The 25,843-nt window shown below is 66.4% G+C and carries 24 protein-coding genes; 10 read left to right on the top strand and 14 right to left on the bottom strand.

Annotated elements, in window-relative coordinates:
- Window positions 1-223 precede the first annotated feature (223 nt).
- From FNL14_RS08000 to FNL14_RS07985, 4 genes are all read left to right on the top strand, one after another.
- Window positions 224-1,030, top strand: a complete 807-nt coding sequence (locus tag FNL14_RS08000) for a DeoR/GlpR family DNA-binding transcription regulator (protein WP_142059094.1) — start codon at window positions 224-226, stop codon at window positions 1,028-1,030.
- Window positions 1,027-2,046 (top strand): 1-phosphofructokinase family hexose kinase, encoded by a 1,020-nt coding sequence (locus FNL14_RS07995; protein ID WP_142059092.1) that lies wholly within the window; start codon window positions 1,027-1,029, stop codon window positions 2,044-2,046. Before FNL14_RS08000 ends, FNL14_RS07995 begins: the two co-directional genes overlap by 4 nt.
- Before the next feature lie 2 nt (window positions 2,047-2,048).
- Window positions 2,049-4,130, top strand: coding sequence for a fructose-specific PTS transporter subunit EIIC (locus tag FNL14_RS07990; RefSeq protein ID WP_142059090.1), 2,082 nt, complete (start codon window positions 2,049-2,051; stop codon window positions 4,128-4,130).
- A 64-nt stretch (window positions 4,131-4,194) separates the two neighbouring features.
- Complete coding sequence (locus FNL14_RS07985; RefSeq protein WP_091423580.1) at window positions 4,195-4,473, top strand: HPr family phosphocarrier protein; 279 nt, start codon at window positions 4,195-4,197, stop codon at window positions 4,471-4,473.
- Between the two features lie 169 nt (window positions 4,474-4,642).
- On the opposite strand, the gene FNL14_RS07980 is transcribed toward FNL14_RS07985, so the two are convergent.
- From FNL14_RS07980 to FNL14_RS07970, 3 genes are all read right to left on the bottom strand, one after another.
- Window positions 4,643-5,074 carry an SRPBCC domain-containing protein gene (locus FNL14_RS07980; RefSeq protein WP_091423582.1) on the bottom strand — a complete coding sequence of 144 codons (432 nt, stop codon included), beginning with the start codon at window positions 5,072-5,074 and terminating at the stop codon, window positions 4,643-4,645.
- Window positions 5,064-5,921 (bottom strand): class I SAM-dependent methyltransferase, encoded by an 858-nt coding sequence (locus FNL14_RS07975; protein ID WP_142059088.1) that lies wholly within the window; start codon window positions 5,919-5,921, stop codon window positions 5,064-5,066. The genes FNL14_RS07980 and FNL14_RS07975 overlap by 11 nt, the downstream gene beginning before the upstream one ends.
- 235 nt (window positions 5,922-6,156) lie before the next feature.
- The gene (locus FNL14_RS07970) at window positions 6,157-7,284 is read right to left on the bottom strand and encodes a Ku protein (protein WP_142059086.1); all 1,128 of its coding nucleotides are present in this window, start codon (window positions 7,282-7,284) and stop codon (window positions 6,157-6,159) included.
- 82 nt (window positions 7,285-7,366) lie between these two features.
- Between FNL14_RS07970 and FNL14_RS07965 the strand changes: the two genes are divergently transcribed.
- The gene (locus FNL14_RS07965) at window positions 7,367-9,892 is read left to right on the top strand and encodes an ATP-dependent DNA ligase (RefSeq protein WP_370455825.1); all 2,526 of its coding nucleotides are present in this window, start codon (window positions 7,367-7,369) and stop codon (window positions 9,890-9,892) included.
- Window positions 9,893-10,003: 111 nt separating this feature from the next.
- On the opposite strand, the gene FNL14_RS07960 is transcribed toward FNL14_RS07965, so the two are convergent.
- Complete coding sequence (locus FNL14_RS07960) at window positions 10,004-10,264, bottom strand: hypothetical protein (RefSeq protein WP_142059083.1); 261 nt, start codon at window positions 10,262-10,264, stop codon at window positions 10,004-10,006.
- Between the two features lie 476 nt (window positions 10,265-10,740).
- Between FNL14_RS07960 and FNL14_RS07955 the strand changes: the two genes are divergently transcribed.
- On the top strand, window positions 10,741-12,351 hold the full coding sequence (locus tag FNL14_RS07955) for an MFS transporter (RefSeq protein WP_142059081.1): 1,611 nt from the start codon (window positions 10,741-10,743) through the stop codon (window positions 12,349-12,351).
- Between the two features lie 256 nt (window positions 12,352-12,607).
- A complete protein-coding gene (locus tag FNL14_RS07950) occupies window positions 12,608-13,699 on the top strand; it encodes an FUSC family protein (protein ID WP_142059079.1) in 1,092 nt (363 codons plus the stop codon).
- On the opposite strand, the gene FNL14_RS07945 is transcribed toward FNL14_RS07950, so the two are convergent.
- Window positions 13,649-14,449 carry an SDR family oxidoreductase gene (locus FNL14_RS07945; protein ID WP_142059077.1) on the bottom strand — a complete coding sequence of 267 codons (801 nt, stop codon included), beginning with the start codon at window positions 14,447-14,449 and terminating at the stop codon, window positions 13,649-13,651. The two genes, FNL14_RS07950 and FNL14_RS07945, sit on opposite strands and share 51 nt — an antisense overlap.
- Window positions 14,450-14,667: 218 nt before the next feature.
- Here FNL14_RS07945 and FNL14_RS07940 point away from each other — a divergent pair, with 218 nt between their 5' ends.
- Together FNL14_RS07940 and FNL14_RS07935 are read left to right on the top strand one after the other, a co-directional pair.
- Window positions 14,668-15,048, top strand: a complete 381-nt coding sequence (locus FNL14_RS07940; RefSeq protein ID WP_142059075.1) for a hypothetical protein — start codon at window positions 14,668-14,670, stop codon at window positions 15,046-15,048.
- Between the two features lie 130 nt (window positions 15,049-15,178).
- On the top strand, window positions 15,179-15,514 hold the full coding sequence (locus FNL14_RS07935; RefSeq protein ID WP_142059073.1) for a hypothetical protein: 336 nt from the start codon (window positions 15,179-15,181) through the stop codon (window positions 15,512-15,514).
- 102 nt (window positions 15,515-15,616) lie between these two features.
- Here the strand turns inward: FNL14_RS07935 and FNL14_RS07930 are convergent, their stop codons facing one another.
- From FNL14_RS07930 to FNL14_RS07895, 8 genes are all read right to left on the bottom strand, one after another.
- A complete protein-coding gene (locus FNL14_RS07930) occupies window positions 15,617-16,576 on the bottom strand; it encodes an NAD(P)/FAD-dependent oxidoreductase (protein ID WP_142059071.1) in 960 nt (319 codons plus the stop codon).
- A gap of 172 nt (window positions 16,577-16,748) precedes the next feature.
- Window positions 16,749-17,102 carry a GNAT family N-acetyltransferase gene (locus tag FNL14_RS07925; RefSeq protein ID WP_091423600.1) on the bottom strand — a complete coding sequence of 118 codons (354 nt, stop codon included), beginning with the start codon at window positions 17,100-17,102 and terminating at the stop codon, window positions 16,749-16,751.
- A gap of 15 nt (window positions 17,103-17,117) precedes the next feature.
- Window positions 17,118-18,437, bottom strand: coding sequence for an acyltransferase (locus FNL14_RS07920; protein WP_142059069.1), 1,320 nt, complete (start codon window positions 18,435-18,437; stop codon window positions 17,118-17,120).
- A gap of 106 nt (window positions 18,438-18,543) precedes the next feature.
- Window positions 18,544-18,951, bottom strand: a complete 408-nt coding sequence (locus tag FNL14_RS07915; RefSeq protein WP_142059067.1) for a DUF1304 domain-containing protein — start codon at window positions 18,949-18,951, stop codon at window positions 18,544-18,546.
- Window positions 18,952-18,984: 33 nt separating this feature from the next.
- Window positions 18,985-19,836 (bottom strand): class II fructose-bisphosphate aldolase, encoded by an 852-nt coding sequence (locus FNL14_RS07910; RefSeq protein ID WP_142059065.1) that lies wholly within the window; start codon window positions 19,834-19,836, stop codon window positions 18,985-18,987.
- Complete coding sequence (locus FNL14_RS07905) at window positions 19,836-21,302, bottom strand: GntP family transporter (protein ID WP_142059063.1); 1,467 nt, start codon at window positions 21,300-21,302, stop codon at window positions 19,836-19,838. The genes FNL14_RS07910 and FNL14_RS07905 overlap by 1 nt, the downstream gene beginning before the upstream one ends.
- Before the next feature lie 157 nt (window positions 21,303-21,459).
- Window positions 21,460-22,359, bottom strand: a complete 900-nt coding sequence (locus tag FNL14_RS07900; RefSeq protein ID WP_142059061.1) for an NAD(P)-dependent oxidoreductase — start codon at window positions 22,357-22,359, stop codon at window positions 21,460-21,462.
- 87 nt (window positions 22,360-22,446) lie between these two features.
- The gene (locus FNL14_RS07895; RefSeq protein ID WP_142059059.1) at window positions 22,447-23,937 is read right to left on the bottom strand and encodes a four-carbon acid sugar kinase family protein; all 1,491 of its coding nucleotides are present in this window, start codon (window positions 23,935-23,937) and stop codon (window positions 22,447-22,449) included.
- 151 nt (window positions 23,938-24,088) lie between these two features.
- On the opposite strand from FNL14_RS07895, the gene FNL14_RS07890 reads away from it, so the two are divergent.
- Window positions 24,089-24,793, top strand: coding sequence for a FadR/GntR family transcriptional regulator (locus tag FNL14_RS07890; RefSeq protein ID WP_142059056.1), 705 nt, complete (start codon window positions 24,089-24,091; stop codon window positions 24,791-24,793).
- Between the two features lie 23 nt (window positions 24,794-24,816).
- On the opposite strand, the gene FNL14_RS07885 is transcribed toward FNL14_RS07890, so the two are convergent.
- Complete coding sequence (locus FNL14_RS07885) at window positions 24,817-25,833, bottom strand: LacI family DNA-binding transcriptional regulator (protein ID WP_255470739.1); 1,017 nt, start codon at window positions 25,831-25,833, stop codon at window positions 24,817-24,819.
- Between the last annotated feature and the right edge of the window lie 10 nt (window positions 25,834-25,843).

Here is a 25,843-nt window from a genome sequence, read left to right as displayed (position 1 = left end):
GAACCACTGCGAACTGGTCCCGCCCGGCTTTTTTGTTTCCCCAAAACGGTTCGCATCCCCTGGGGAGCCTTCGGCCGAGGGCCTTTCGGCTTCCAACCTTGGGCCTGGATTTTGTTTCATGTTGGTTTCCATTGACAAACCAACAGAAGCAAAGATAAAGTCAAGTAACTCAACATCATGTGATGCCAGTCACTGACAGCAAGCCTTACGCAACGGAGGGTACGTGTTCGCCGAGGAGCGCCAGCAACAGATTGCCGAGCTTGTAGCCGGCACCGGCCGGGTCAGCGTGACCCACCTGGCCGAGCGCTTCCGCATCACCACCGAAACCGTCCGCCGCGATCTCGCCACCCTCGAAAACGCAGGTACCGTCCGGCGTGTACACGGTGGCGCCGTCGCCGCGGACCGGTTCAGCACCACCGAGGAAAGCGTCACCGAACGGGCCATCCAGCGGCCGGACCAGAAGATCCGCATCGCCGAGGCCGCCCTGGCCCTCATCCCCCGGACCTCCCCCGGCAGCGTCCTGATCGACGGCGGAACCACCACCGAAGTACTGGCAGACCTGCTCGCCAGGCGTACCGCCGTCGAACCCTCCGACGGAACCGGGCAGCGGGCCGATCTGGTGGCCGTCACGCACGCCCTTCCAATTGCCAGCAGGCTTTCCAGCATTCCCGGAATCGCCCTCGACATCCTGGGCGGACGCGTCCGCGGAATCACGCAGGTGGCCGTCGGCCAGTCAACCGTGGAAGCCGCCGGCAGGATCCGCCCGGATATCGCCTTCATCGGCACCAACGGTATCCACGCATCCTTTGGCCTCAGCACTCCCGACCCCGAGGAAGCCGCCGTCAAGGCAGCTTTCGTCCATTCGGCCCGCCGCATCGTGGTGTTGGCCGACTCCTCCAAGCTGGACACGGAAACCCTGGTCCAGTTCGCCTCCCTGAAAGATCTGGACACCTTGATTACAGACAGCGAACCCGGCCCGGAACTCGCAGCCGCCCTTGAGGACGCCGGCGTGGACGTGGTGATCGCATGATCGTCACCTTCACGGCCAACCCGAGCCTCGACCGGACGGTGGCCCTTCCCGGCCCGCTGGAACGGGGCGAAGTGCAGCGCGCCGTCTCCGTCAGCCAGGAGTCCGGCGGCAAGGGCGTCAACGTCTCCCGTGCCCTGGTGGCCTCCGGCCTCGAATCCCTTGCGGTCCTCCCCGGCGCGGACAGCGATCCTGTCCTGGCCGGCCTGCGCGAAAGCGGGGTGCCTTTCGTTTCCCTGCCCATCGGTGAGCCCCTGCGAACCAACGTTGCGCTCACCGAACCCGGCGGCGTGACCACCAAGATCAACGAACCAGGCCCCTTGCTGGATGAAAACCAGCAGGAAGCCCTGATCAAGCTGCTGGTGGAGAGCGCCCGCGGCGCCAGCTGGGTGGTCCTGGCCGGTTCGCTGCCTCCCGGATTCCCCGCCGACTTCTACGCCACGGCGGCGCGCCGGTTGCGTTCCGCCGCTGATGGAACCGCCCCGCAGATCGCGGTGGATTCCTCGGGCGCCCCTCTTGCCGCCGCCGTCTCCAGCGATAGTCCGTCCGGCGACGGCCTGGCGGGGGCAGGCACTGGTTCGGGAAAACCGGACCTCCTCAAACCCAACGCCGAAGAACTGGCTGAACTGGCTGCCGCAGCCGGTTTCGCTTCACCGGCCACCGCTGACGAACTGGAAGCGGACCCGGCTGCTGCCGCAGCAGCAGCCGCCGCCATCGTACGTTCCGGTGTGGGTGCTGTGCTGGCAACTCTCGGTTCCAAGGGAGCTGTCCTGGTAACGGCCGACGGCGCGTGGCTGGCCACGCACCCGCCGGTCGCCGCGGTCAGTACTGTCGGCGCGGGCGATTCAGCCCTTGCAGGCTACCTGCTCGCCCAAGGCCAGGGCGCCGCCCCGGCCGATTGCCTTCGTCAGGCGGTGGCCCACGGTGCCGCAGCCGCCTCCCTGCCGGGCTCCACGGTCCCGGCAGTTCACCAAACCACCCCGGATGCCGTAACCATCACGGCCCTTCGAAAGGATTGACAGTGACCCAGCTCATCACCACGGAACTGGTCGAGCTCGACCAGAACCTGGGCAATTCCCCCGAGACGGTGATCCGGCACCTGGCAAGCAAAGTAGCTGCCACCGGACGCGCATCAGAAGTCGAAGGCCTCTTCGCCGATGCCTTCGCCCGCGAGCAGAAGACCGCCACGGGCATTCCCGGCGGTATAGCCATCCCGCACTGCCGCTCCGCGGCCGTCACCGAACCCACCCTGGCCATGGCACGCCTGGACCCCAAGGTGGACTTCGGCGCCAAGGACGGCCCGGCGGACCTGGTCTTCTTTATCGCAGCCCCGGACGGCGCGGACCAGGCGCACCTGAAGCTGCTCTCCAAGCTCGCCAGGTCCCTGATCAAAAAGGACTTCACCGCAGCACTGCGCAACGCCACCTCCCGCGAGGAGATCGTTGAGCTGGTGGACGGTGCGCTGGCTGACAAGCCTGCGGCACACGCCGCCGCGCCTGCAGCTGCTGCCGGTGTTGCAGCCGGCGCTGCCGCCAGCGCTTCGGCAGGTTCTTCTTCGGCGGGCTCGGTCTCGACAAGCTCAACCACCGGGGCTTCGGCAGCCCGGGGGCCCAAGCGCCTCGTTGCCGTGACCGCGTGCCCCACCGGCATCGCCCACACCTACATGGCAGCCGACTCCCTCGTCCTGGCCGCACAGGAAGCCGGCGTTGACCTGCAGGTGGAGACCCAGGGTTCCTCCGGCGCCAAGCCGCTGGACCCCGCCGTCATCGCCGCCGCCGACGCCGTGATCTTCGCCGTGGACGTGGACGTACGCGGCAAGGAACGCTTCGCCGGCATGCCCGTCATCAATGCACCTGTCAAGCGTGGCATCGACGAGCCGGCCAAGATGGTCCAGGAGGCCCTCGCCGCCGCCGACAACCCCAACGCCCGCCGTGTCCCGCACTTCGGGGCTGAAGAGCAGGCAGAGCACGATGCAGAGGAAAAGGGCGAGCACATCGGCCAGAAGCTCAAGCGCGCGCTGCTCACCGGTGTCAGCTACATGATTCCGTTCGTCGCCGGCGGCGGGCTGCTGATCGCCCTGGGCTTCCTGCTGGGCGGATACAACATCACCAGCGTGGCGGACAAGGTAGTCCTGGCCAACAACTTCGGGAACCTGCCCGAGGGCGGCCTGGCCATTTACCTTGGCGCGGTCCTGTTCAAGATCGGCGCCCTGTCCATGGGGTTCCTGGTCCCCGCACTGGCCGGTTACATCGCCTACGCCATCGCTGACCGTCCCGGCATCGCCCCCGGCTTCGTTGCCGGTGCCGTGTCCGGTTTCATGGGCGCCGGGTTCCTCGGCGGCATTGTGGGCGGCCTGCTGGCCGGCTACATCGCGCACCTCATCGGCACTTGGCAGGTGCCCCGCTGGCTGCGCGGCCTGATGCCCGTGGTGATTATCCCGCTGCTTGCCTCCATTGTTGCCTCCGGCCTGATGTTCCTGGTACTCGGCGGACCCATCGCCGGCCTCACCAACGCGCTCAACGGTTGGCTCACCGGCATGACCGGCGCCTCCGCCGTGGTCCTGGGTATCATCCTCGGCCTCATGATGTGCTTCGACCTTGGTGGACCCGTCAACAAGGTGGCCTACGCCTTCGCTGTGGCCGGTCTCAGTGCAGGCAGCGCCACCAACCAGGCGCCGTGGCAGATCATGGCGACCGTCATGGCCGCAGGCATGGTGCCCCCGCTGGCGATGGCCCTGGCCACCGTCCTGGACAAGAAGCTCTTCAGCCTGGCCGAGCGTGAAAACGGCAAGGCCGCCTGGCTGCTGGGTGCCTCCTTCATCTCCGAAGGCGCCATCCCGTTTGCTGCCGCAGATCCGCTGCGCGTGATTCCTGCCAGCATGGTGGGCGGCGCCCTCACCGGCGCGCTCTGCATGGCCTTCAACGTCACCTCGCAGGCACCCCATGGCGGCATCTTCGTGTTCTTCGCGATCGGCAACCTGCTGATGTTCGTCTTGTCCATCATCGCCGGAACCATCGTCAGCGCGCTGGCCGTAGTGGCCCTCAAGCGCTGGGCAGCCCCGAAGACCGCTGCTACGGTGGAGACCGTTCCAGCAACCGTCTGACCCTGCCCCACCCACTACCGCTACCCGGCGTCCAACCATCCCGCCGGAAGACAAAGGAGCAAAAATGCCAGAACGCACAGCAACCGTCGCCAGCCGCGTGGGCCTGCACGCCCGCCCCGCCGCCATCTTTGCCGAGGCAGCCGGCGAGTACGACCTGGACATCACCATCGCCCGCGAAGGCGAGCCGGCCGACGAGGCGATGGACGCTGCCAGCATCCTGTCCCTCATGAGCCTCGGCGCCTCCCACGGCGACGTAGTGGTCCTCCGGGCCGAGGGCGACGGCGCTGAGACCGCCCTGGACCACCTGGTCCAGATCCTCGAAACGGATCACGACGCCGAGTAGCAGCCCCGCTGCCACAGGCACCAAAGCCGCGCGGCCGCCGTCGGACTTCCCTTCCCCGGGAGGTGTCCGACGGCGGCTGCCGGCGTTAAGCGGTCCAAGTAGGTAGCGCTAAGTGTCGTTATGAGCGTTCATAACGACACTTAGCGCTACTTAGTTGGGCGGGGGCGGGTCAGCCGCGCTCGGACAGCCTCTTGACGTCCGCCACCAGCTTGTCCCACATACCCTGCGAGTGCTCTGCCGCCTCCGCTGTGGGGTTGTTGTCCTGGGACAGCGTCAGCAGCGTCCGGCCGCCCTGGTCCTGCAGCGTCCAGGTGAGCGTGTGGTAGTTTTCCGGCTTGTCCTCCTGGCCCGTGAGCGGACTGAAGTGCGTGTACACCAGCCGCCGGCCGGGTTCCACGTCGAGGACCACTCCCTTGTCCTGGTACTCCTTGCCTTCCCAGGTGCCCTGCCAGGTGATGGGTCCGCCAACACTCCAGTCCGTGGCGAGATCGGCGCCGAACATAAACTCCTTCGTGGCCGCCGGATCCGTGATGACGTCCCACACCCGGCCGGGCGGGGCCTCGATGGTGACGGCCGACGCCGCAAGGTAGTCACCGGGCATTGGACTTGGCCTTCTTCGCCGTCAACAGCAGGTACTCCCATTCCATCTGGAACGGGGAATCACCGTGGGCATCGCCGAAGGACTCAGCAAGTTCGATCAGCGCAGCGTCCAGTTCCTTGACCCTGGCGCTGTCCTCCGCAATGAACTTGTACACGGAGATGGTGGGGCCGTAGTGCGATTTGAAGTAGCGCACGAAATCCTCGGGCTGGTGGAAACTGCGGACCGCCAGGGACTGTTTGCGGGCCTTGACGTCGGTGACCCCGCTCCCAAGCAGTTCGCGTACATGATCCTCGCTCCCCCACAGCGGCGCCGGTTGCGAACCCGGTGGCGGCGGCGGGGCGAACGGCTTCAAGGCGGCGAACATCTTGCCGATGAACCCTTCCGGCGTCCAGCTGAGCAGCCCGATGGTGCCGCCCGGCTTGCAGACGCGCAGGAGCTGGTCCGCTGCGGCCTGGTGGTGCGGCGCGAACATCACACCAAGGCAGGACATCACGGTATCGAACTCTTCGTCGCCGAACGGCAGGGCCTCGGCGTCCCCCTCTTTCCATTCCAGCTCAACGCCGCGGTCGGCGGCCTGGTGGCGGCCGGCGTCGAACAGCTCCGGGGTGAGGTCGCTCGCTACTACCTTCGCCCCCATCATCGCGGCGGGGATGGCGGCGTTCCCGGCGCCGGAGGCCACGTCCAGGACACGCTGGCGCGACGTGATGCCGCAGGCTTCAACGAGGATCGCCCCCAGCTCAGGGAGCAACTCACTCGCGAGCGCAGGGTAGTCCCCAGAGGCCCACATGGCGCGGTGCTTTTGCTTGAGCGCCCGGTCCGCTTCCAGAACATCAGCCTGTTCAGTCATGACTGTGCCTCCCTACTGTGAATGTTCCCAGTGAGTAACAGCGCGCTGCCGGCACAGCGGAGGCTGTGATGCGACTCATTGTGGACGCGCCCGCGTTCGCTGTAAAGGGACAGCTGAAACGGGCACTGCGCCAGGGGCAACGAACGGGAACACCCGCTATCGCAAAGCCGGAACGCTCAGTAGTTTCATAGCTATGGCACGCACCCAGGCAGCGCTCCTGGCGGGACCGCGATGGTCACGCCGGCTTGCGCGTCCTGGTGCTCGTTGCCTTGCCGGCGGCGGTTTTCGCGGCAGGCTTGTCGGCAGTTTTGCTCGCCGTGGATTTAGCGGTGGATTTGGTGGCGCCGGTCTTGGCAGCGGACTTGCTGTCCGTGGACTTGGCGGTGCTCTTGCTCGCGGTACTCTTGCTCGCGGTGGTCTTGCCGGCCGTGGACTTGGTCTCAGCGGACTTGCTTTCCGTCGCTTTGCCGGCCGCAGCCCGCTTGCGCGCCGGCTTGGCAGCTGCCTCTTCGTCGTCCTCGGATTCCGTGGAGCCGGCTGTGTCATCGGAGCCGCCGGCAGCAGTTCCAGCCCCTCCCCCGCGCTTCCGGTCCAGGCTCCGCTTCAGCGCCTCCATCAGGTCAATGACCTCACCCTTGCCGCCTTCACCGGCCTCCACACCAAAGGTCTCGTCGGTGTCCAGGGCATCGCCCTGCTCGAGTTTGGCCTCGATGAGCTGGCGCAGCTGCACCTGGTAGTCGTCGGTGAAGTGCTCGGGGTCGAAATCGGCGGCCATGGATTCCACCAGGGCCGCGGACATGTCCCGCTCCTGCGGAGAGATCTTGATGGATACGTCCAGCGAAGGGAAGTTCGCTTCGCGCACCTCGTCCGGCCAGAGCAGGGACTGCAGCACCAGGACGTCGTCCTTAATGCGGAGCGCCCCCAGCCGGGTCTTCTCGCGCAGGGCGAACTGGACGATGGCCACCCTGTCCGTGTCCTCGAGCGCGCGCCTGAGCAGCACGTAGGCCTTGGGCGACTTGGAGTCCGGCTCCAGGTAGTAACTCTTCTCGAACATCATGGGTTCAAGCTGCTCAGAAGGGACGAACTGGACCACTTCGATCTCGTGGCTGTTTTCGGCCGGAATGGCCTTGAGCTCGTCCTTGGAGAGGACCACGGTCTTGCCGTCCTCCTCGTAGGCCTTCTCGATGTCCGAGTAATCGATGACCTGGCTGCACACCTCGCACCTGCGCTGGTAGCGGATCCGGCCGCCGTCGGCGTTGTGGACCTGGTGCAGACTGATGTCATGATCTTCGGTTGCGCTGTAGACCTTCACGGGTACGTTGACCAGGCCAAACGCGATGGCACCTTTCCAGATGGCTCTCATTCCCTAAGTCAACAGCAAGGAGCGCCGGAGGTGAAGACCTGTGGCCGCCGCTAAGGAGCGTGTCCGGGTTGCCGGCAGGGAAATGACCCTCACCAACCTGGGCAAGGTCATCTATCCGGAGACCGGCACCACCAAGGCGGACATCCTCGCCTACTACGCCGCCGTGGCACACGTTCTGATCCCCGCCGCAGCCAACCGGCCGGCCACCCGGAAGAGGTGGGTCAACGGCGTCGGAACGGAAGAAAAGCCCGGCGAGGTCTTCTTCCAGAAAAACCTGGAAGACTCCGCCCCCGGCTGGCTTCCCCGTGCGGCCATCACCCACAAGGACCGGACCATCCACTACCCCATGGTGAATGATCCCGCCACGCTGACCTGGTTCGGGCAGATCAACTCCCTGGAAATCCACGTCCCCCAATGGCAGGTGGATTCGCACGGCAACCAGCTGAATCCGGACCGGCTGGTCCTGGACCTCGATCCCGGCACGGGCGCCGGACTGGAGGAGTGCGTGGAAGTCGCCTTGCTGGCTCGCGGCATCCTCGAGGACGTGGGACTGGACCCGGTCCCGGTGACCAGTGGCAGCAAAGGCATCCACCTCTACGCCGCTCTTGACCGGAGCCAGACCTCCGACCAGATCTCCGCGTTCGCCCGCGAACTGGCCCGCGCCCTGGAAGCGGACCATCCGGACCTGGCCGTCAGTGACATGAAAAAAACACTGCGCAAGGGCAAGGTGCTGGTGGACTGGAGCCAGAACAACGCCGCCAAAACCACCATCGTGCCGTATTCGCTGCGCGGCCGCCCCACTCCGATGGTGGCCGCTCCCCGGATGTGGGAGGAGATCGGTTCGCCGGGACTGAAGCATCTGGACTACCAGGCCGTGCTGCGCCGGGTGCAGGACGGCACTGACCCGTTTGCCGCCGTCGTCCGCGCCTCGAATTTCCGCGCCTCGGACCAAAGCATTGACGTACCGGACAAGCATCACGACGGCGACCCGCGCCTGGGCAAGTACCGCTCCATGCGTGATCCCAACGCCACGCCGGAACCGTTCAGCGGCATGGCCGGCAGCGGGGACGCGTTTGTCATCCAGGAGCACCACGCCAGCCGGCTCCACTTCGACCTCCGGCTGGAGCACGACGGCGTCCTGGTGTCCTGGGCGCTGCCGAAAGGCGTCCCTGAAAGCGGCGGCACGAACCACCTGGCGGTCCAGACAGAGGACCATCCGATGGACTACCTCACCTTTCACGGGACCATCCCCAAGGGAGAGTACGGTGCCGGCGAAATGACCATTTGGGATCACGGAACCTATGAACTGCACAAGTGGATCAATGGGCGGGAAGTGATTGTTACCCTGTACGGTTCCGAGGGCGGCGGCCTGGGCGGGACGAAGAAGGTGGCTCTCATCCATACCGGCCGCGGCCAGGGCAAGGATGCCGAAGGCCAGTGGCTGATCCACCTCATGGACAAAGACCGGCCGAGCAGGCACCGGCCTGCCGCCGTGCCGGAGGAGCCGGAGGAGGGGGACGAAGAGCCGGACCATGAGGAGACTGCGGCCAGCCCGGAGGGTGTGGCAGGGGAAGTTGCGGAGGAGTCCGTTGTGGAGCCGGACAGCGAATCCGGGCAGCCCGGTGAAAAAGCCCCCGCCGCTGCAGCATCACCTGAAGATTTCAGGCCGATGATGGCTACGTCCGGGAAAGCAGCGGACCTGCAGGGCAGCAACTGGCAGTTCGAGCTCAAGTGGGACGGGGTGCGCGCCATCCTCGTGGCCGACGAACAGACCATTCGTATCTTCAGCCGCAACGGGAACGACGTCACCAGGACCTACCCCGAGTTCACGGACAGGGGCTGCTGGCCGCCCCAGCCGTTCGTCGCCGACGGCGAGATTATCGCCGTCGGACCTTCCGGCCGGCCTGACTTCGGCCTGCTGCAAGGCCGCATGAAGCTCACCCGGCCCGCCGACGTCGCCAAAGCCCGCAGGGCCATCCCGGTCCGGCTGATGCTTTTCGATCTGCTGTACGACGGCGGGACGGACCTTCGCACGCTGCCCCTCGCCAAGCGGCGCGCCCGGCTGGAGAAGTTCTTCAGTCCTTCGGACTGCCCGGTGGACCTGTCGATGGTCCTTGATGAGCCGGTGGGACACATCCTCGAGAGCGCGCGGGAACTTGGCCTCGAAGGCGTGATGGCAAAGCGCACCGACAGCCGCTACGTCAGTGGACAGCGGACCCGCACGTGGATCAAGCTCAAGCTCGACCAGACCCAGGAAGTGGTGGTGGGCGGCTGGCGGCCCGGGAAGGGCGCCCGCGCGGGGTCGGTGGGATCGCTGCTGGTGGGCATCCCGGACGGGCAGAACCTGCGCTATGTGGGCAGGGTGGGCAGCGGTTTCAGCTGGCGTGAACTCACCGAGCTCCGGCAAACCGTGGACCGGCTGGCCCGGAAAACGTCGCCCTTCCAGGACGTCCCCCGTGAAGATGCTGCCGATGCCCGGTGGGTCAGTCCCCGCTTGGTGGGTGAGGTGACCTACAGCGAGTGGACCGGGACCGGGCGGCTGAGGCACCCCGTATGGCGCGGCTGGCGGCTCGATAAGGAACCATCTGAGGTGGTGCCGGAAGCGTAGGTCCGCGCGGCGATCCGCATTCCAGGAGACTGAAACGGCCGGGCAACCCCGAAATGTGGGTGTCGCCCGGCCGTTTCCCCTTATGGACGTGTGTCCTAAACGCGCGTGCTCCTAGGACGAGTGCGGCATCTGCGGCCGGCTGGTGCGGTGGACCGCCGTTACGGCTGCCCCCTGCCCCATGCGTCCGTGACCGGCCCCGCGTTCCTTGGGGTGCCGCCGCTTCCCGTTGCCATCGGGCCAGGAGCCCGCTGCACCTGAGTCCATGGAGACGGCCGGAGCCTCCGCGCTTGGCATATCGGGGGCTTTCATTGCCTCCGCCAGGTGGTCAGCGACTTCAGGCGCAAGGTTTTTTCGGGTGATTTCGTCAGCCATTTGTTCTTCCTTTCCGCAATGAAATGAAGTGTTACCAAAGTGGGGCCCGGCAAGGCCCGTGCGACTGTGGGTGGCCGGCAACCGCCAGGCCGCAGGCGTCCGCCTGCCCTAAGAAAGTGTTCCCATGGCACCACCTTAGGGAACCGCCGGGCACCTGTGAACCCCCGCCATGAAGCGGCCTCCGTAAGGCCGTGGGCGGCGTCACAATTCGCTTCCCGGCGCGTGCTAAAAGCAGCCCTCCGGGGCACTATCGGGAAAAAATTCGGTAACGATTGCCTTGCACCGTGCCGATCCCAGTGCTGGCGCGGGAAAAGCAGGGAAAAGATCTCAGTGAAGTCGCCATGAAAAGTGCCGAAAAGGGTTGATCCTACGGGATTAAACCGGCGGGCGCCATGGGTTTCGCGTAAAATTGAAGGCCTGCCCGGAGCGGGGCAGCTATAAGTCGCAAGCAAATGACCTCCACAGGAGTTGCCCAAATGCCCACAGACCGAAGCATCACCGACTCTTCCGCAGGCACGTACAGCGCCTCCGGAACCAACCCAGCAACACCCCCGGGCACCCCACCCGCGGCTGCCAAAGCACCACGGAAGCCGATAAAACTCGGGCGCCGCCGGCTCAAGGAGTCGGACGTCAACGTGGTGAACCAGCCCATGCTTAAGAAAGCACTGGGCGGAACCATCGTGGGTAACACCATGGAGTGGTACGACGTAGGCGTTTTCGGCTACCTCATCACCACCATGGGGCCGGTCTTCCTGCCTGAATCCGATCCCACCACCCAGACGCTGTTCCTGCTCGGAACTTTTGCCGCAACGTTTATCGCCCGGCCGCTCGGCGGTGTGATCTTCGGCTGGCTTGGCGACAAGGTCGGCCGGCAGAAGATCCTCGCCACCACATTGATGATCATGGCAGCAAGCACGTTCGCCATCGGGCTCCTCCCCGGCTACGCGCAGATCGGGCTGTGGGCCGCCGGCCTCCTGGTCCTGCTGAAGATCGTCCAGGGCTTCTCCACGGGCGGTGAATACGCCGGCGCCACCACCTTCGTGAGCGAGTACGCTCCGGACAAGCGCCGCGGCTTCTTCGCCAGCTTCCTGGATATGGGCAGCTACTTCGGCTTTGCCCTGGGCGCAGCGCTGGTCTCCGTGCTGCAGCTGACCCTGGGCCAGGGCGTTATGGAGGAGTGGGGCTGGCGCATCCCGTTCCTGGTGGCCGGTCCGATGGGCCTGATCGCCATCTACTTCCGGAGCAAGATCGAGGAATCCCCCCAATTCCAGGCCACCTTGGACGCGCAGGAAGACCTCGCCAAGCACGCCGCCGCAACTGACTTGGCAACGGCAAAGGGCCCGGTAGGAATCGTGAAGGCCTACTGGCGCTCGATCATTGTGGCGATGGTCCTGGTGGCCGCAGCCAACACCGCCGGCTATGCGCTGACGTCCTACATGCCGACCTACCTCACCGAGGCCAAGGGCTACGACGAGGTGCACGGCACGCTGCTGACCATCCCCGTCCTGGTGGTGATGAGCCTCTGCATCCCGCTGACCGGCAAGCTGTCCGACCGGATCGGCCGCCGGCCCGTGCTGTGGATCGGTGCGCTGAGCACAGTTGTCCTGGCCGCGCCGGCCTTTATGCTCATCGGCGTCGGCGAGATCTGGTCCACGCTGGCCGGCCTTGCACTCATCGCGTTCCCGGTGACCTTCTACGTGGCCAACCTGGCCTCGGCCCTTCCGGCCCAGTTCCCCACGTCCAGCCGCTATGGCGCCATGGGTATCGCCTACAACTTCTCGGTGGCCATCTTCGGCGGCACCACCCCGTTCATCGTGGCAGCCCTGATCAGCGCCACCGGTAACGACATGATGCCTGCCTACTACCTCATGGGCACCTCGCTGGTAGGCGCCGTGGCCATCTACTTCCTGAAGGAATCGGCCCAGCGTCCCCTCCCCGGCTCCATGCCCAGCGTGGACACCCAGGCTGAGGCCCGCGAACTGGTGGCCACCCAGGACGAGAACCCGCTGATCGACCTGGACGAGCTCCCGTTCGAGACCCAGGACATCACCGATTCCAGTGCCGAAAAGGTTCCAGCCCAGGTCTAGCGGCCCAGATGTAGCCAAACCAGATTTAGCCATCCGGGCCCGCAGAGTCCGGACCGGGCAGACCAGCAGCCCACGCTCCCAAGGCCCGTCCCGCGCAGCTTCCATAAAAAGCGCGCGGGGCGGGCCTTTGCCGTGCGGCCGCCCATGTCGTTTTGTTTCCCCACGAGGCTCCAGGACATGCCGTCCGGCGGGGTCCGATGGTACTTTCCAAAGGGACCTTGAAGGGGATCCGGGGTATAGGCAGGGACGGTGCGGCATGAGGCTTCTGATGGAGCAGGTGCGTGCCCTCCACCGGCTGGAACCCGCAAACCGGGACCACCTCGCCGCCCTGCGCGTGGCCATTAGCGTCGCCGTCCCCTCGCTCCTGCTCCTGGCCGTGGGCCGGACCGACCTCATCATGTACGCCGTCTTTGGCGCCTTGACCGGGATGTACGGGCGCTCGGAGCCGCACCAGCTCCGCTTTCTGCACCAGTGCCAGGCCGCGGTGGTCCTGTTGGGCGGCGTGACTGCCGGCCTCTTGCTGTCAGTCAACCACCTGCAGTCCTGGTGGCTTGTGGGCGTGGAAGCTGTCCTGGCCGGGGTGGGATCCGTCTTCGCCGACCGGGTGCGGCTCAAGCCAAACGGCCCGTTCTTTGGCATCCTGGCGCTTGGAGCGTGTGCCTCGGTCCCGGTGCCAGTTCCCTGGTACCTGGCCCTGCTCGTTGCGGCAGGGGCTGCTGCTTTTTCCTTGCTGGTGGGTTTCGGCGGCTGGGTCCGGCACAGATCCTGGCACCGGGGTGCCGCCCGGGCGGCGGCCGCGCTGCAGCCCGCCGGCCGGCGCGAGGTGCTGGTGCACGCCACCCGGTACGTGCTCGCCGTGGGGGCGGCCGGTACCGTGGGGGTCCTCAGCGGCAGCGGCCATCCGCACTGGGCGATGGCCGCAGCAGCCGTTCCCCTCGCCGGCGCCGACCTGCCCAGCAGCGTCCGGCGGGGCATCCACCGCATCGTGGGAACGTTCGTGGGACTGGCCGTGACCGCCGTCGTCCTTATTCCCGGGCCGTGGACCCTTGCGGGCCTGTTCCCGGGGCAGCAGGCCGTGCTGCTGGCCGTCCTGGTGATCCTGTTCCAGTTCACCACCGAGCTGTTTATGGCCCGCCACTACGGCCTGGCCATGGTTTCCTTTACGCCGGTGATCCTGCTGATGACCCAGCTTGCCGCACCCATCGACCCCGCGGTCCTGATCCTGGAACGCGGTGTGGAGACCCTGGTGGGCGCGCTGGTGGGCATTGCGGTGGTGGTAGCGGTGCGGCGGGCAGGGTCACGGACCGTTGCTGCCCTCCTTGGGCTTCCGCGGCGGGCCCGCCACTAGCTTCGCCGGGGCGATCCGCGCCAGCGCAGCCACCACTTTGTAGCGTTTGGTGGGGATGGAAACGGCTTTGCCCCTGGCATTGTCCGCCAGCCCCTCCCGGACCACGCGCCCCGGACGCAGCCAGGTCCACGATGGAACCACGGACTTGTCCATGCCCATGCGCTCATGGAATTCCGTGTGGACAAAGCCTGGGCAGACCGCCGTGACTTTCACGCCCCGGGCACCGTAGGCCAGGTTGGCCCACCGGCTGAAGCTCAGCATCCACGCCTTCGCCGCGGAATACGTGCCCCGCGGCAGGAACGCGGCGATGCTGGCCACGTTGATGATCCGTCCCTCGCCACGGTCCAGCATGCCCTTCAGGGCGGCATGCGCCAGCACCATGGACGTTTCCACATGCAGCTTCAGGTGCAGTTTCTCCTCGGAGACGGGGTTGTCCTCGAAGTTGTGCAGCAGCCCGATGCCGGCGTTGTTGACCAGGATTCCCACCGGCCGCCGGGCATCGGACAAGCGTCCGACGACGGCGGCAACGTCTGCATCGTCCGTCAGGTCCGCGGGCAGCACCTCAGCCGTGATTCCGTAACGCCGTTCCAGGCCCGCCGCCGTTTCCTCGAGGCGGGCCCGGTCCCGCGCCACCAGCACCAGGTTGTGGCCCTGTTCCGCCAACTGCCGTGCGAACTCCGCACCCAGGCCTGCACTGGCACCGGTGACCAGGGCTGTAGTTCCGGAAATCGAAGTGATATCTGAGGTCATGGTGCCAGCCTAGCCGTGCACCTGGCGCCTTTTGCCAGTCCTTCTTCCGTCGCCTTACCCGCCGAACCGGGTCAACGGGTTGGCCAGGCGCCCTGCTCCTCCGGCTGCAGAATGCCCCGCCGTCGCCTCCCGTCACGGCCAACCCAAAAGGGAATGACGGCGGACTAGGGTGGGGGTACGGGCGGCCCGCCAGGCCGCGGATCCATCAGGGGGGAAACATGGAGCAGCCAGCCGGTGCGATCGGCTTCCGGGAAGTGGACCAGGACGGAAATCCGGTGGGGGCCGAGGCTAATCCGGCCATGGCGGAGAATCAGCCTGAAGGACGCCTTCTTGCCGCCGTGAACCCATTTATCGCCGTCTTGTGGGTACTTGCCATAGCACTGCTGGGCGGTGCAATCCTGGCTTTCCTCAACGCCAACTTCACGATAGGGCCCTCAAGTGGGGCGATGCCCTTATCCTTTGTGATTTACACCTTTGCCCCGCACGCGGTATTGAGCGGCATCATCGCCATCATTGGCCTGCTGTTCTGGCACGCGCACCAGTGGCAGCGAAGGCATGCCCCGGGCACTAGGGCTCATCCAGGGGAACCGGATATGTGACCTGGGGAACATGCGGATTTGTTTCGGGATTAGTAAGCATGCTTTGCTTATGGGGTAAATGAACCTCCGCAAGCAACCGCGGCGGGCTGCCAACGCCGGCAGGACCGTAAGAAGCCCAAGGACGAACATCATGACCACCGCAACACAAGACCACCTCGCGGCCCCAATGGGAACAGCAGCAGAAGCAGGAGCTCCCGTTGGCTCCATCCGTCCTGTGGACCTGGGTTTGCTGGAGACGTTGAACTCAAGGATGCATTGCCGGACGCCGATGAAGCGTGTGGATCCGGCTGAGACGCCCCTCTTCCAGCCGGTGCGGGTGGATGGCGCCACGGTCATTCCTGTCGGCGCCCCGTCACCGGCCGCCGTGTCCCCGGCGGGTCCGTCACCCGCTGTGGAAACCTACCGCTGCGCCTGCGGCTTCACCATCGATGTTCCCGTGGCCGAGGCACACGCCCTGGCCAGCTGACGCCCCCGGCGCCACTGTAGCCCCTGCCAACGCGGCCGGCCGCGGGCAACCACGGGTCGCCTCGCCGCCTCTTACCTACTCGAAAAGAATTGCCCGGCCCCGCTAACGTGCGGGAGCCCGGGCAGCCTCCACCGCCAGCCGGGTATCCTCCAGCACCAGGTCCGCGTTGATGGCGGCGGCAGCTTTCAGCCCAGCGGCCGCGGCCGTCATCACCTGCGCGGACACATCCGTGACATTGCCTGCGGCCCACACTCCAGGACAGGATGTCAGGCCGGAGTCGTCGGTGTGCAGGCGGGTCCCCGGCCCCTCTTCAAGGCTGTCGGGTTCCAGCCCCAGGACCTCGAGCATGTTGGTTTTGCTGACTGTTGCCGGATTAACCACCAGCACCTCCAGCGGTACCGCCGAACCGTCGTCGAGCGTGACCGCCCTGAGCTTGTCATCCTGGACCACCAGCCCGCGCACCCTGCCATCGGCCACCTTCACGGACCGGGCGTCCAACTGTTCCCTCTGACCGGGGCTGAGGGTCAGTTCGCCGTTGAGCAGGAGTGTCACGTCGCGGCTCCATTGCCGGAAGGTCAGGGCCTGGAGCACGGCATGGGAACTGGAAGCCAGGACCCCTACCGCTTGGTTCCGGATCTCCCAGCCGTGGCAGTAGGGGCAGTACAAAACGTCCCGGCCCCAGCGCTCGCGCAGACCTGGCAGGTCCGGAAGCTCATCCTCACTGCCCGACGTGATCAGCAGCCGGCGGGCTGTGCAGGTGGAGCCGTCGTCGAGCGAAAGGACAAAGTTCCCGTCCTCGCGTACGGCGGAGTTGACGAGCCCGGTCACGGCCGTCCCGCCGTAGCCCTCCAGTTCTGCGCGTCCGGCAGCAAGGAACTGCCGGGGGCTCATTCCCTCGCGCGTCAGGAAGCCGTGCACTCCCTCCGCCCGCAGGTTCCGCTGCCCGCCGGCGTCAATCACCACCACTGAGCGCAGCGCCCTGGCGAGGGCAACTCCGGCGCTCAGCCCGGCCGGCCCGCCGCCTATGACGGCAACATCGAACAGTTCTCCGAGGTGGTCCATCCCCGGTTCCTTCCCGGCGTGCGCAGCACTGTAGAAGCGTGCGCATTCACTATGCGCGCGCCCTCTGCAAGACCGCGCTCAGGAGGAATTACCCTGCCCCCCCGGCAGAATAACGCGCAGGCCGGGATCGGCGCAGACTGGAGGGGAAGGAGCAGCGGCTACTGGCGCCGTCTCACGCTCCCAGGCCGGTCCGGGCCGGCCGTTCCGGCCAGTCCACGCATTGCTCATAGCCCTCGTGTTTGCGAAGGTAAGCGGCGATGAACGGGCAGTGCGGGATGATCCGCTTTCCTGCTGCCACAACGTCATCCAGGGCGAAGTGGGCGAGGACCTTGCCCAGGCCCTGGCCTTCGAAGTCCGGCGAGGTTTCGGTGTGGCTGAAGTCGATATGGCCGGGCAGGTCCTGGTAGAAGGACTGCACGGCAAGCTTGCCGCCCACCAGCAGCTCGTAGCGGTGTTGCGCGTCATTGCGCCGCAGCGTGACGTCGGGGGTATACCTATCCTCGGTGGACATCATGTTCTCGGTCATGGTTCGACACTGGCACTACTTCACCCCGCTGGCAATGCCCGGGTGCCCCCTCCTGCGGGGATCCCGGGACGTGGACGCCGCAGGACCGGACACCCTGCCCGGAATTCCGCGCAGCACCAGGACGGCAATGGCAAAGCACACAGCACCGGCTCCCAGCAGTTCCAGCGTCAACCCGCCCAACGCGGCCGCTGCGACGGGAAGGAAAGTTACGACGACGGCGGCCGCCACGGCAGGCGCGCGGCAGCGGGAAGTGCTGACCGCCGTCGGACGTTCCTCCAGGCGGCCAAAGACCGCCACCACCGGGAGCAGCAGGAGGAGCAGGGCCAGGAGCACCACGGGCCTGGCCCACCACCATGGAGCCGTGCCGGATGGGGGCTTGGGGACCGGGGTGAGGAGAAGCAGGCCGGACATTCCCACCAGCAGCGGAAGATGCCAGAGGTACACGGTCAGCGAGCGGACTCCGGCCCGGTACAGCAGGCCGTGCACCCACCGCACGGCGCACAGCGGTGCCAGCGCCGGCCGGGAAAGTTCCAGGATGGCAGCCTGTGACACTCCCAGCAGGAGGAGGCAAAGGGTGGGCGGATTGAGGTTCACCAGCATGTTGCCCGGGTACAGCCCGAGGCCCGTCACGGTTCCCAGGACAAGATTCGCCGCCAAGGCAATGCCCACGAGGCCGGACCGCGAAACCCTGTACCAGCACCCGTCGGCCGCCAGGAAGCCAAGCTGCTGCACGGCGCACCAGAGGAAAACCAGGTTGGCGCAGGCCAGGGCAGGCAGGGCGCCCCGCAGGCAGTCCACTGCCACCACCAGCGCCGACAGGGCGGCCGTGGTGAGCCAAGGCGCCCGGGTGTGGCAGGCGGCCAGCAGCGGAATGTTCAGCTGCGCCGCCAGGTAGGCGGCCAGGAACCACAACGGCATCGCCGCGCCCGCCACCATCAGCTGCACCACCTGCGGGTGGACCCCCATCAGCCCGGCGGCGCCGAGGCCCAGGAACATCACGGCCAGCAGTGCCATGGCGGGACGCACCAGGCGCAGCAGCCGGAGCCGGACGAACTGGGCTGCCGTGCCGCCGGCGGCCTTGAGCCGCCGCCACGACTGCAGGCCGGTGGCGCCGCCCGTGACGAAGAAGAGCGGCATGACCATAAAAATCCAGATGACGGGCACAAACCAGTCCTGCTCCGCAAGGGTGTTTTCCGTGGTCACGGTGCCGTCCGCGTGCAACACCGGGCTGACCATCATGCAATGGCCCACCACTACCAGCGCGAGGCAAAAGAACCGGACAAGGTCGATGACGGGGTCACGGCCGGTTGCCGTGCCGGGTCCCGGGGATGCCATACGCTCCCTGACGCCGCCCACCATGCTGCCTCACGAAAAGACCTCGCTGCTGACAGCTCCATTGTCCCCCTGCGGCGCTTCCGGATTGAAGAAGGGGCTGGGAAAGTCAGGTCATAACAAGGGCCAGAATGCCCAGCACGACGGCGAGCAGCGGCAGGGTGCCCTGGGTGGCTGCAGGCCGGAGGTACTTCCTGCCGGTTCCGGCCAGCACTGCGGCGGCCAGCAGCATGGAACCGCAGCTGGAGAAAACCAGGGTCCAGCCGGCCACGGACTGGGCCGATCCCCCGTTGCCCACCGCCACCAGGCCAATACCAATGAAAGCTCCAATGGCCAGGAACAGGTTGTAGAAGCCCTGGTTGTAGGCCAACGGCCTGGTGGTTTCAGCGTCGGCCTGCGAGCCCACACCGAAACGCTTCCAGGTGGCCGGCCTGGTCCAGGTCACCGACTCCATGATGAAGATGTAGACATGGAGAGCGGCGGCCAGGAAGGCAAAAAGGAGGGAGGCCAGGATCATTGCTTGATCCTAGCCTCCCCTTGACGGAAAACGTCAGCGTGAGAGCGTGGCCAGCGTGGTGCTGGCGAAGCTGGCCGCCGAGTGGTTCCAGTGGCCCAGGAGCCCCTGGAGGTTTTCACCGTCGGACCGGTGGGCCGGCAGCTGCTCCTGCAAGGTGGACAGCACACCGGTGCGGAGCTCCGTGTTGAAGTTGACCTTGCCCACGTTCATGGACGCCGCCTTCACCAGCTCTTCAGCAGGGATGCCGGAAGCGCCGTGGAGCACCAGCGGGATATGGGTCCGCACGGCGATGTCCTGCAGGACATCCCAGCGCAGCTGCGGCTCGCCCTTGTACCTGCCGTGGACGTTGCCGACGGCGACGGCCAGCAGTTCCGCGCCGGTCCGGGACACGAAGTCCTCCACCTGGGCCGAATCCGTCAGCCCGGCCACTGGCACGCCGGACTGGTCAGCACCGAAGGCGCGGTCCTCGTCGCCGGCCAGGCCGCCCAGTTCTGCTTCCAGCACCACGTCGGGTCCCAGGAGTTCCCGGGCTGCACGGACCAGCGCGATGTTCTCCTCGTAAGGAAAGGACGAACCGTCGGCGAGGACGGAATCCGCACCCGCCGCAACGGCGTCGGCCATGACTTTAAGGTCAGTGGCGTGGTCAAGCTGCACCGCAACGGGAACGGCCGCAGCATCGGCGAGGCCGCGAAGGGCTCCGATAAGGCGCAGGCCGTTGGGCGTGGCTGCCGTTTTGGGGGCAACCAGCAGGATGACGCCCCGGCCGGCTTCCTCCGCCGCGGCCACCACGGCCAGTGCGGTGGTGAAGTCGTAGCAGGTGAAGGCCGGGACCGCGGATCGATGCTGGAGGGCGGAGGTGACCAGGTGGTCCAGTCGGGTGCGCATCAGACGCCCAGGCCTCCCACCAGGATCCAGGCCACGAAGGTCAGGGCGAAGCCGGCCAGTCCGAGGATGGTGGTGAGGACGGTCCAGGTCTTCAGGCCGTCCGAGACGGTGAGGCCGTAGTAGCGGACTACGGTCCAGAATCCGGCGTCGGTCACGTGGGAGAGGCCCAGAGCACCGAACCCGATGGCGATAACGATCACCGCGATCTGTGCCGGGGTGTAGCCGCCTTCGGCGACGGCGGAGGTGAGCAGGCCCGTGGTGGTGACAATGGCAACGGTGGCCGAGCCCTGTGCTGCGCGAAGGGCCAGGGAGATCACGAAGCCCAGCGCGATGATGGGCAGGCCGAGGTGGTCCAGGGTCTGGGACAGGGCGGCCCCGATGCCGGAGGTACGCAGGACTTCGCCGAACACGCCGCCGGCGGCAACCACCATCAGGATGGAGGCGATGGGAGGCAGCGCGCCTTCGAAGATTTCACCGGTCTCCTTCAGCGACCAGTTGCGGCGGACCGCCAGCAGGAAGAAGGACAGGGCGACGGCGACGAGGAGGGCGAAGAACGGGTTGCCGACGAAGGCCGCCAGGCCGTACCAGGAGTTGTCCTTGGGAATGGTGAGCGTACCCATCGTGCCGATCAGGATCTGCACGATGGGAGCAGCGATCAGGAAGATGATCAGGCCCGGACGCGGCGGAGCGATGGCAGCGGCACCGGGGCCGTCGTGGCCCACCTTCACCAGCGAGTCGGAGCCGAATTCCTCAACCTGTGCCTTGACGGACGGGAGCAGTTCGTAGTCCTTGCGGTTCATGATGCTGGCAACCCAGTAGGACAGGAAGCCGAGCGGAACGCAGATGACCAGGGAGATCAGGGTGATGAGTCCGATGTCGGCGCCGAAAACGCCGGCACCTGCCACGATGCCGGGGTGCGGCGGAACTGCCACATGGATTGCCAGCATGATGCCCGCCATGGGAAGGCCGAACTTGACCGGGTGGACCTTGGCGATCTTGGCGAAGGCGTACACGATGGGGACCAGGACGATGACGCCCACCTCGAAGAACACGGGGATGGCCACCAGGAAGCCGACGGCGGTGAGGGCCACGGCCACGCGCTTGGCTCCGAGCTTCTCGGTGAAGTGTGCGGCGAGCGACTGGACGCCGCCGGATACTTCGATCATGCGGCCCAGGACGGCCCCAAGGGCGATCAGCAGTGCCACTTTGCCCATGGTGCTGCCCACGCCGTTGGCCACAACGGTGAAGACGTCCTTGAGCGGTATCTGCGCGGCGACGGCGACCATGATGCTGACCGTGAGCAGGGCAACGAAAGCCTGGATCTTGAAGCGGATGATCATCACCAGCAGCACGGCAATGCCGATGGCTGCGATGGTGAGCAGCAGCGGGGTGCCTAGCTCCACTGCGGGTTTGATGGCCGGGGCATCAGCCGCCCGCACTATAAGCGGGCTCATGAGGTGGTTCATGATGGGTGTCTCCTTTGACGAGCCAGTCTTCCAGAAGACGGGCAATCAGGCGCTGGGGTTTTCTAAGGGGAACGCTGGGGACTGCTGGGGAACTGCCGGGAGGTACGGCGACGGCGGAGGGGGGACCGCCGTCGTCGTACCTCCCTGGAGGGCGGCGCTAGTTGGTGCGCTTGGTGGGGGCGACCACCTTGATGACCGCGGAGTCATCGGCGGCGGCGAGGCCCTGGGCCTGGCCCAGGAGGTAGAGCTGCTCCGCGGCTGCGGCAACCGGGGCAGCCAGGCCGGCGGCGCGGGTGGCTTTGCCCACGATGCCCATGTCCTTGACGAAGATGTCCAGGCGGGAGAGGACCTCGGCGCCTTCCTCGTTGTAAGCCTCCAGGATGCGGGGGCCGCGGTTGGAGAGCATAAAGGAGCCGGCAGCACCGGCTTCGAGGGCGGCAAGCGTCTTGGCCTGGTCCAGTCCCAGGGCGTCGGCGAGGGCCATGGCTTCAGCCGCAGCGGCGATGTGCACGCCGCAGAGCAGCTGGTTCACGGTCTTGAGTGCCTGGCCGTCGCCGGGCTTGTCGCCTACCACGGTCAGGGTGGAAGCCAGGAGTTCCAGCGCGGGGGCGGCCTTTTCCCGGGCTTCGGGAGAAGCGCCGACGACGATCAGCAGGTCGCCTTCGCCGGCGCGCTTGGGGCCGCCGGACAGGGGTGCATCCACCAGCTCTACGCCATATTCCGCCAGCCTGGCGACGGTGGCCGGGATAGCTTCGGTGCCTACGGTGCTGCCGAGGATCACGACGGCGCCGGGCTCGAGCACAGAGGCCACGCCGTTTTCGCCGAACAGTACGTCGTTGAGCTGCTCGCCGTTGCGGACGGCCAGGAGCACGGCGTCGGCACCCTTGGCGGCTTCGCGGGCGGTGCTGAACGTGGCAATACCGGCTTCTTCGGCGAGCTTGAGGCGGGGCTCGGCGATGTCGAAGCCGTGGACGGTCAGCTGGGACGCGAGGCGGGTGGCCATAGGCAGGCCCATGGCGCCGAGGCCCAGGACGGTGACGGTGTAATTGCTGGTCATGGTGTTCTCCATTGAATTTTTGCGGGAATTGTGGCGGGTGGGGATTGAGCCTGTCGAAATCCAGGTTTCGACAAGCTCAACCACCGGCTAGAAGGTGTTGCTGAGCTTGCGGGTGACGTCGGCGAGGGACTGGTCGTCTCCCACGTTGCCGGCGAAGACGATGTAGGGGATGCCCTTGGCGGGGCCGTCCACCGGTTCCCACAGGCTCACGATTCCGGGGAGCATGGGGCCGCGGACGATGGCGTGGCGGATTTCCAGGCCGTGCGCGGCGACGTCGGAGGAGGTGATGCCGCCCTTGGCGATGACGAACCGCGGCGGGAAAGTCTTCAGGGTCCGGTTCACCACGGCGACGACGGCGGCCGACACCGTGCGTGCGATCCGCAGGCTTTCGGCGGGGTCGTCCGTCTTGATGAGCAGGCGGCTGGTATGGACGATGACGTCGCCCCCGCGGAGGGCGTCGACGACGGTGCCCACGGTCTGGTCCAGGTGTTCCTCCGCGGTATCGCCGAGGAGTTTTTCGACGTCGATCTCCACGATCCGGGCGGCGCTGTGCTGTTCGGTCAGGGCTTTGAGCTGGCGGGTGGTGACGCCCACGTGGGATCCGACGACGATGAGGCCGCCGGCTTCGGACGGGGTGTTGCCGGCGTAGGCTTCTGCACCGCTGAGTTCGACACGGATCTCCTGGCCGATGCGGGCGCGGCCGAACGGCGGGCCCACACGGTAGAGGAGCTTCTTGCCCCGGCGTTCGGCTTCTTCCAGTCCGAGGGACAGGGCGCGGAGGTCATTTTCGGTCACGATGTCGGCCACGATGGGGGTGGAGTCCGTGGCGGCTTCGATGGCGTCGGCGATGGCGTTGGCGCTTATCTGTGCACCGGCGCCAGGATCCTGGGCGGCTGCCCCGGCACGGATGATGTTGAGGTCCAGGACGATCACGGATCCGGCGGCGAGGCGTCCCTGGGACTTCTCCTGGACGTAGTCGGCCATCACGGAGGTGGTGAAGCCGAAGGTGGCGTCTTTGGCGAATTCGGTCTCGGATACCGGGGTGAGGGTGCCTGCTGCCTCTCCGGTGCCGCGCATGTAGTGGACGCCGCCGATGGTGACCCGCCCGGCGTCGGGGAAGGCCGGGACCAGCACCACGCCGTCGGTCTTTTCCCCGCTGACGTCGGCCACGGTGGCGGCGATGACGTCCGGCTCCAGCGGGTAGTGGCCGCGAAGGGTGGAATCGCTGCGGCTGACGAAGCCGAGCCGGAGTTCAGCGGGAGACCCGGCGGCGGCGAGGGCGTTGCGGACCACTTCTTCGTTGCGGGCGGCGGCTTCTGCGGGGTCCAGGCTGCGGGTGTTGGTCAGGACGTAGACGGCGGGCTTTGACTGGCCGAAGGCCCAGATGAAGTCCTCGACGTCCCAGCGGGTGAGCACGGGCAGATCTGCCACGGACTGGGTTCCGGTGGGGTCGTCGTCGAGCACTACCAGCACCCGCGGGGTCTCCGCATTGGAGGCGGCCAAGACATTGGCCACCACTTTGGCGGGAATCCGGACCTCGGCCGGGTAAGCGGCCAGAACGTCTGCTTCAAGCTTCACGGTGCACTCCGTTGTGTATGGGTCCTCGGAACCTGATGGAACTGTAAGATGTCTGACATCTTGCATTTGAATGCTAGTGTGGCACAGGACATAAAGACGCGCAAGTAGACTTGTCTGACATATCCGCAAAGGCAGTAATGGGGGCAGCAGCATGGCAAGGAAGTCGCTGGTAGGCCAGGTGGCCGATGAGCTCCTGGACCGCATCATTGCAGGCGAATTCCCGCCGGGCTCACTCGTCCCCGGAGAGCACGAACTCAGCGCCCGGCACGAAGTCAGCCGCATGACCGTCCGCGAAGCCATGAAAACCCTGCAGGCGCAGCACATCCTCAGCGTGGAACGCGGCCGCGGCACGTTCGTCAACCCGCTCAACCGGTGGGCATCATTGGAAGCAGTGCTGCGGGCAGCCTCCGAGGGCAAAAACGAAGCCGAAGCCTCCGTCCAGCTCATCGAACTCCGCCGCATGCTGGAAACCGGCGCGTGCGAGCTGGCGGCCGGACGAATCAGCGACAGTGATATCCAGGCACTCTTCGGGTACGTGGCCGCCATGCGCGCCGCCCATGAGGTGAATGATGTCGCCGCATTCGTGGAAGCGGACCTCGCCTTTCACGACCTGATCCTGCATGCCTCCGAGAATGTTTTTGTTGCCGTTTTGTTCGAGCCGCTGCACAGGGTGCTGGAGAAGCGGCGCACCGAAACCTCGGCCGTGCCCCAGATCCAGGAACACGCCATCGGACATCACCAGACCATCGCCGAAGCTCTCGAATCCCGGGACGCGGCGCGATCCCGCGAAGCGATGGACGCGCACATGCAGCAGACCCTGGACGACCTGAAGAACCTGGTACTCGAGGCGAAGTAGGAGCCGGAGTCAACTGACGGGGGTCAGTCCGCGGGCGCGGCAGTGGTTCCGCGGATCACCAGTTCAGTTGCCACTTCCAGGGCAGTCGGGGCGGCGGAACCGGGCTGGTCCTGCTGTTCGGTCAGCATCCCCACCGCCATGGAAGCCAGCTGAGCCAAGGGCTGCCGCACCGTAGTGAGTGGTGGCGACGTCAACGCGGCCTGGGAAATATCGTCAAAACCCACAATGCTGACGTCCTGCGGAACGTGCAGCGAGCGCTGCGCCGCCGCGTTCATCACACCAAGGGCCTGAAGGTCACTTCCGGTGAATATCGCGGTGGGCGGTTGAGCCAGGTCCAGCAATTCCCCGCCGAGCCGCATCCCCGATTCGGTGCTGAAATCGCCGTCCTGTACCAGCTCGGGCAGTACTGGCAGCCCGGCCTCGTGCAACGCAGCAGCATAGGCGGCATAGCGCGCGCGGCCATGTCCGGGACTGTGCTTGCGGCCGGTAATGATGCCGATCCGGCGGTGGCCCTGCCCCAGCAAGTGGCCGACTGCAGCCAGGGCGCCTGAGAACGACGCCGGGCTGACGCTGGGGATGGCGAGTCCTTCCGCGCCCTCGGGGTCGATGGCGACGGCGGGAATCTTCAGGGTCCGCACCATGCTTACCAGGCGGGAGCCCTTCCGCGGAGCCAGCAGGAGCACGCCGTCGAGCCGGTTCACTGATGGCTCCCGCAGCTTGCGCCACCGCTCCGGCGTTACATGCTCGGCCCGGGCATAGGCCACTGCATATCCCAGGCGGCCTGCCGCCGCTTCCACCCCTTCCATCAGTTCCAGCACCCAGGGGGAATCGAAGTTGTTGACCACAAGTTGCAGGAGGCCCGGCTGGGTGGTTGGAACGGCGCGTTTGGAGTAGTCCAAGTCCTCCAGGGCCTGCTGCACCCTCGCGCGGGTGGCGTCGGAAACATGGGTCCGGCCGTTGAGCACCTTGGAAACGGTGGGCACCGATACACCTGCCGCGGCCGCGACGTCAGCGATCTTGGGACGCGGGGTGGCGGTCACGGGGGCAGTC

Origin of the sequence: Pseudarthrobacter sp. B4EP4b, assembly GCF_006680095.1 — a bacterium.
GTDB lineage: Bacteria > Actinomycetota > Actinomycetes > Actinomycetales > Micrococcaceae > Arthrobacter.
This window is presented reverse-complemented; position numbering and strand designations above follow the sequence as displayed.

Excerpts from the sequence above, each read along its gene's own strand:
- FNL14_RS07945 (WP_142059077.1), bottom strand. The coding sequence starts at position 14,449 with ATGACCTCAGATATCACTTCGATTTCCGGAACTACAGCCCTGGTCACC.
- FNL14_RS07905 (WP_142059063.1), bottom strand. The coding sequence starts at position 21,302 with ATGAACCACCTCATGAGCCCGCTTATAGTGCGGGCGGCTGATGCCCCG.
- FNL14_RS07935 (WP_142059073.1), top strand. The coding sequence starts at position 15,179 with ATGACCACCGCAACACAAGACCACCTCGCGGCCCCAATGGGAACAGCA.
- FNL14_RS07910 (WP_142059065.1), bottom strand. The coding sequence starts at position 19,836 with ATGCGCACCCGACTGGACCACCTGGTCACCTCCGCCCTCCAGCATCGA.
- FNL14_RS07915 (WP_142059067.1), bottom strand. The coding sequence starts at position 18,951 with ATGATCCTGGCCTCCCTCCTTTTTGCCTTCCTGGCCGCCGCTCTCCAT.
- FNL14_RS07960 (WP_142059083.1), bottom strand. The coding sequence starts at position 10,264 with ATGGCTGACGAAATCACCCGAAAAAACCTTGCGCCTGAAGTCGCTGAC.
- FNL14_RS07925 (WP_091423600.1), bottom strand. The coding sequence starts at position 17,102 with ATGACCGAGAACATGATGTCCACCGAGGATAGGTATACCCCCGACGTC.
- FNL14_RS07950 (WP_142059079.1), top strand. The coding sequence starts at position 12,608 with ATGAGGCTTCTGATGGAGCAGGTGCGTGCCCTCCACCGGCTGGAACCC.
- FNL14_RS07955 (WP_142059081.1), top strand. The coding sequence starts at position 10,741 with ATGCCCACAGACCGAAGCATCACCGACTCTTCCGCAGGCACGTACAGC.
- FNL14_RS07975 (WP_142059088.1), bottom strand. The coding sequence starts at position 5,921 with ATGACTGAACAGGCTGATGTTCTGGAAGCGGACCGGGCGCTCAAGCAA.
- FNL14_RS07930 (WP_142059071.1), bottom strand. The coding sequence starts at position 16,576 with ATGGACCACCTCGGAGAACTGTTCGATGTTGCCGTCATAGGCGGCGGG.
- FNL14_RS07920 (WP_142059069.1), bottom strand. The coding sequence starts at position 18,437 with ATGGCATCCCCGGGACCCGGCACGGCAACCGGCCGTGACCCCGTCATC.
- FNL14_RS07940 (WP_142059075.1), top strand. The coding sequence starts at position 14,668 with ATGGAGCAGCCAGCCGGTGCGATCGGCTTCCGGGAAGTGGACCAGGAC.
- FNL14_RS07900 (WP_142059061.1), bottom strand. The coding sequence starts at position 22,359 with ATGACCAGCAATTACACCGTCACCGTCCTGGGCCTCGGCGCCATGGGC.
- FNL14_RS07985 (WP_091423580.1), top strand. The coding sequence starts at position 4,195 with ATGCCAGAACGCACAGCAACCGTCGCCAGCCGCGTGGGCCTGCACGCC.
- FNL14_RS07965 (WP_370455825.1), top strand. The coding sequence starts at position 7,367 with ATGACCCTCACCAACCTGGGCAAGGTCATCTATCCGGAGACCGGCACC.
- FNL14_RS07970 (WP_142059086.1), bottom strand. The coding sequence starts at position 7,284 with ATGAGAGCCATCTGGAAAGGTGCCATCGCGTTTGGCCTGGTCAACGTA.
- FNL14_RS07995 (WP_142059092.1), top strand. The coding sequence starts at position 1,027 with ATGATCGTCACCTTCACGGCCAACCCGAGCCTCGACCGGACGGTGGCC.
- FNL14_RS07980 (WP_091423582.1), bottom strand. The coding sequence starts at position 5,074 with ATGCCCGGTGACTACCTTGCGGCGTCGGCCGTCACCATCGAGGCCCCG.
- FNL14_RS07890 (WP_142059056.1), top strand. The coding sequence starts at position 24,089 with ATGGCAAGGAAGTCGCTGGTAGGCCAGGTGGCCGATGAGCTCCTGGAC.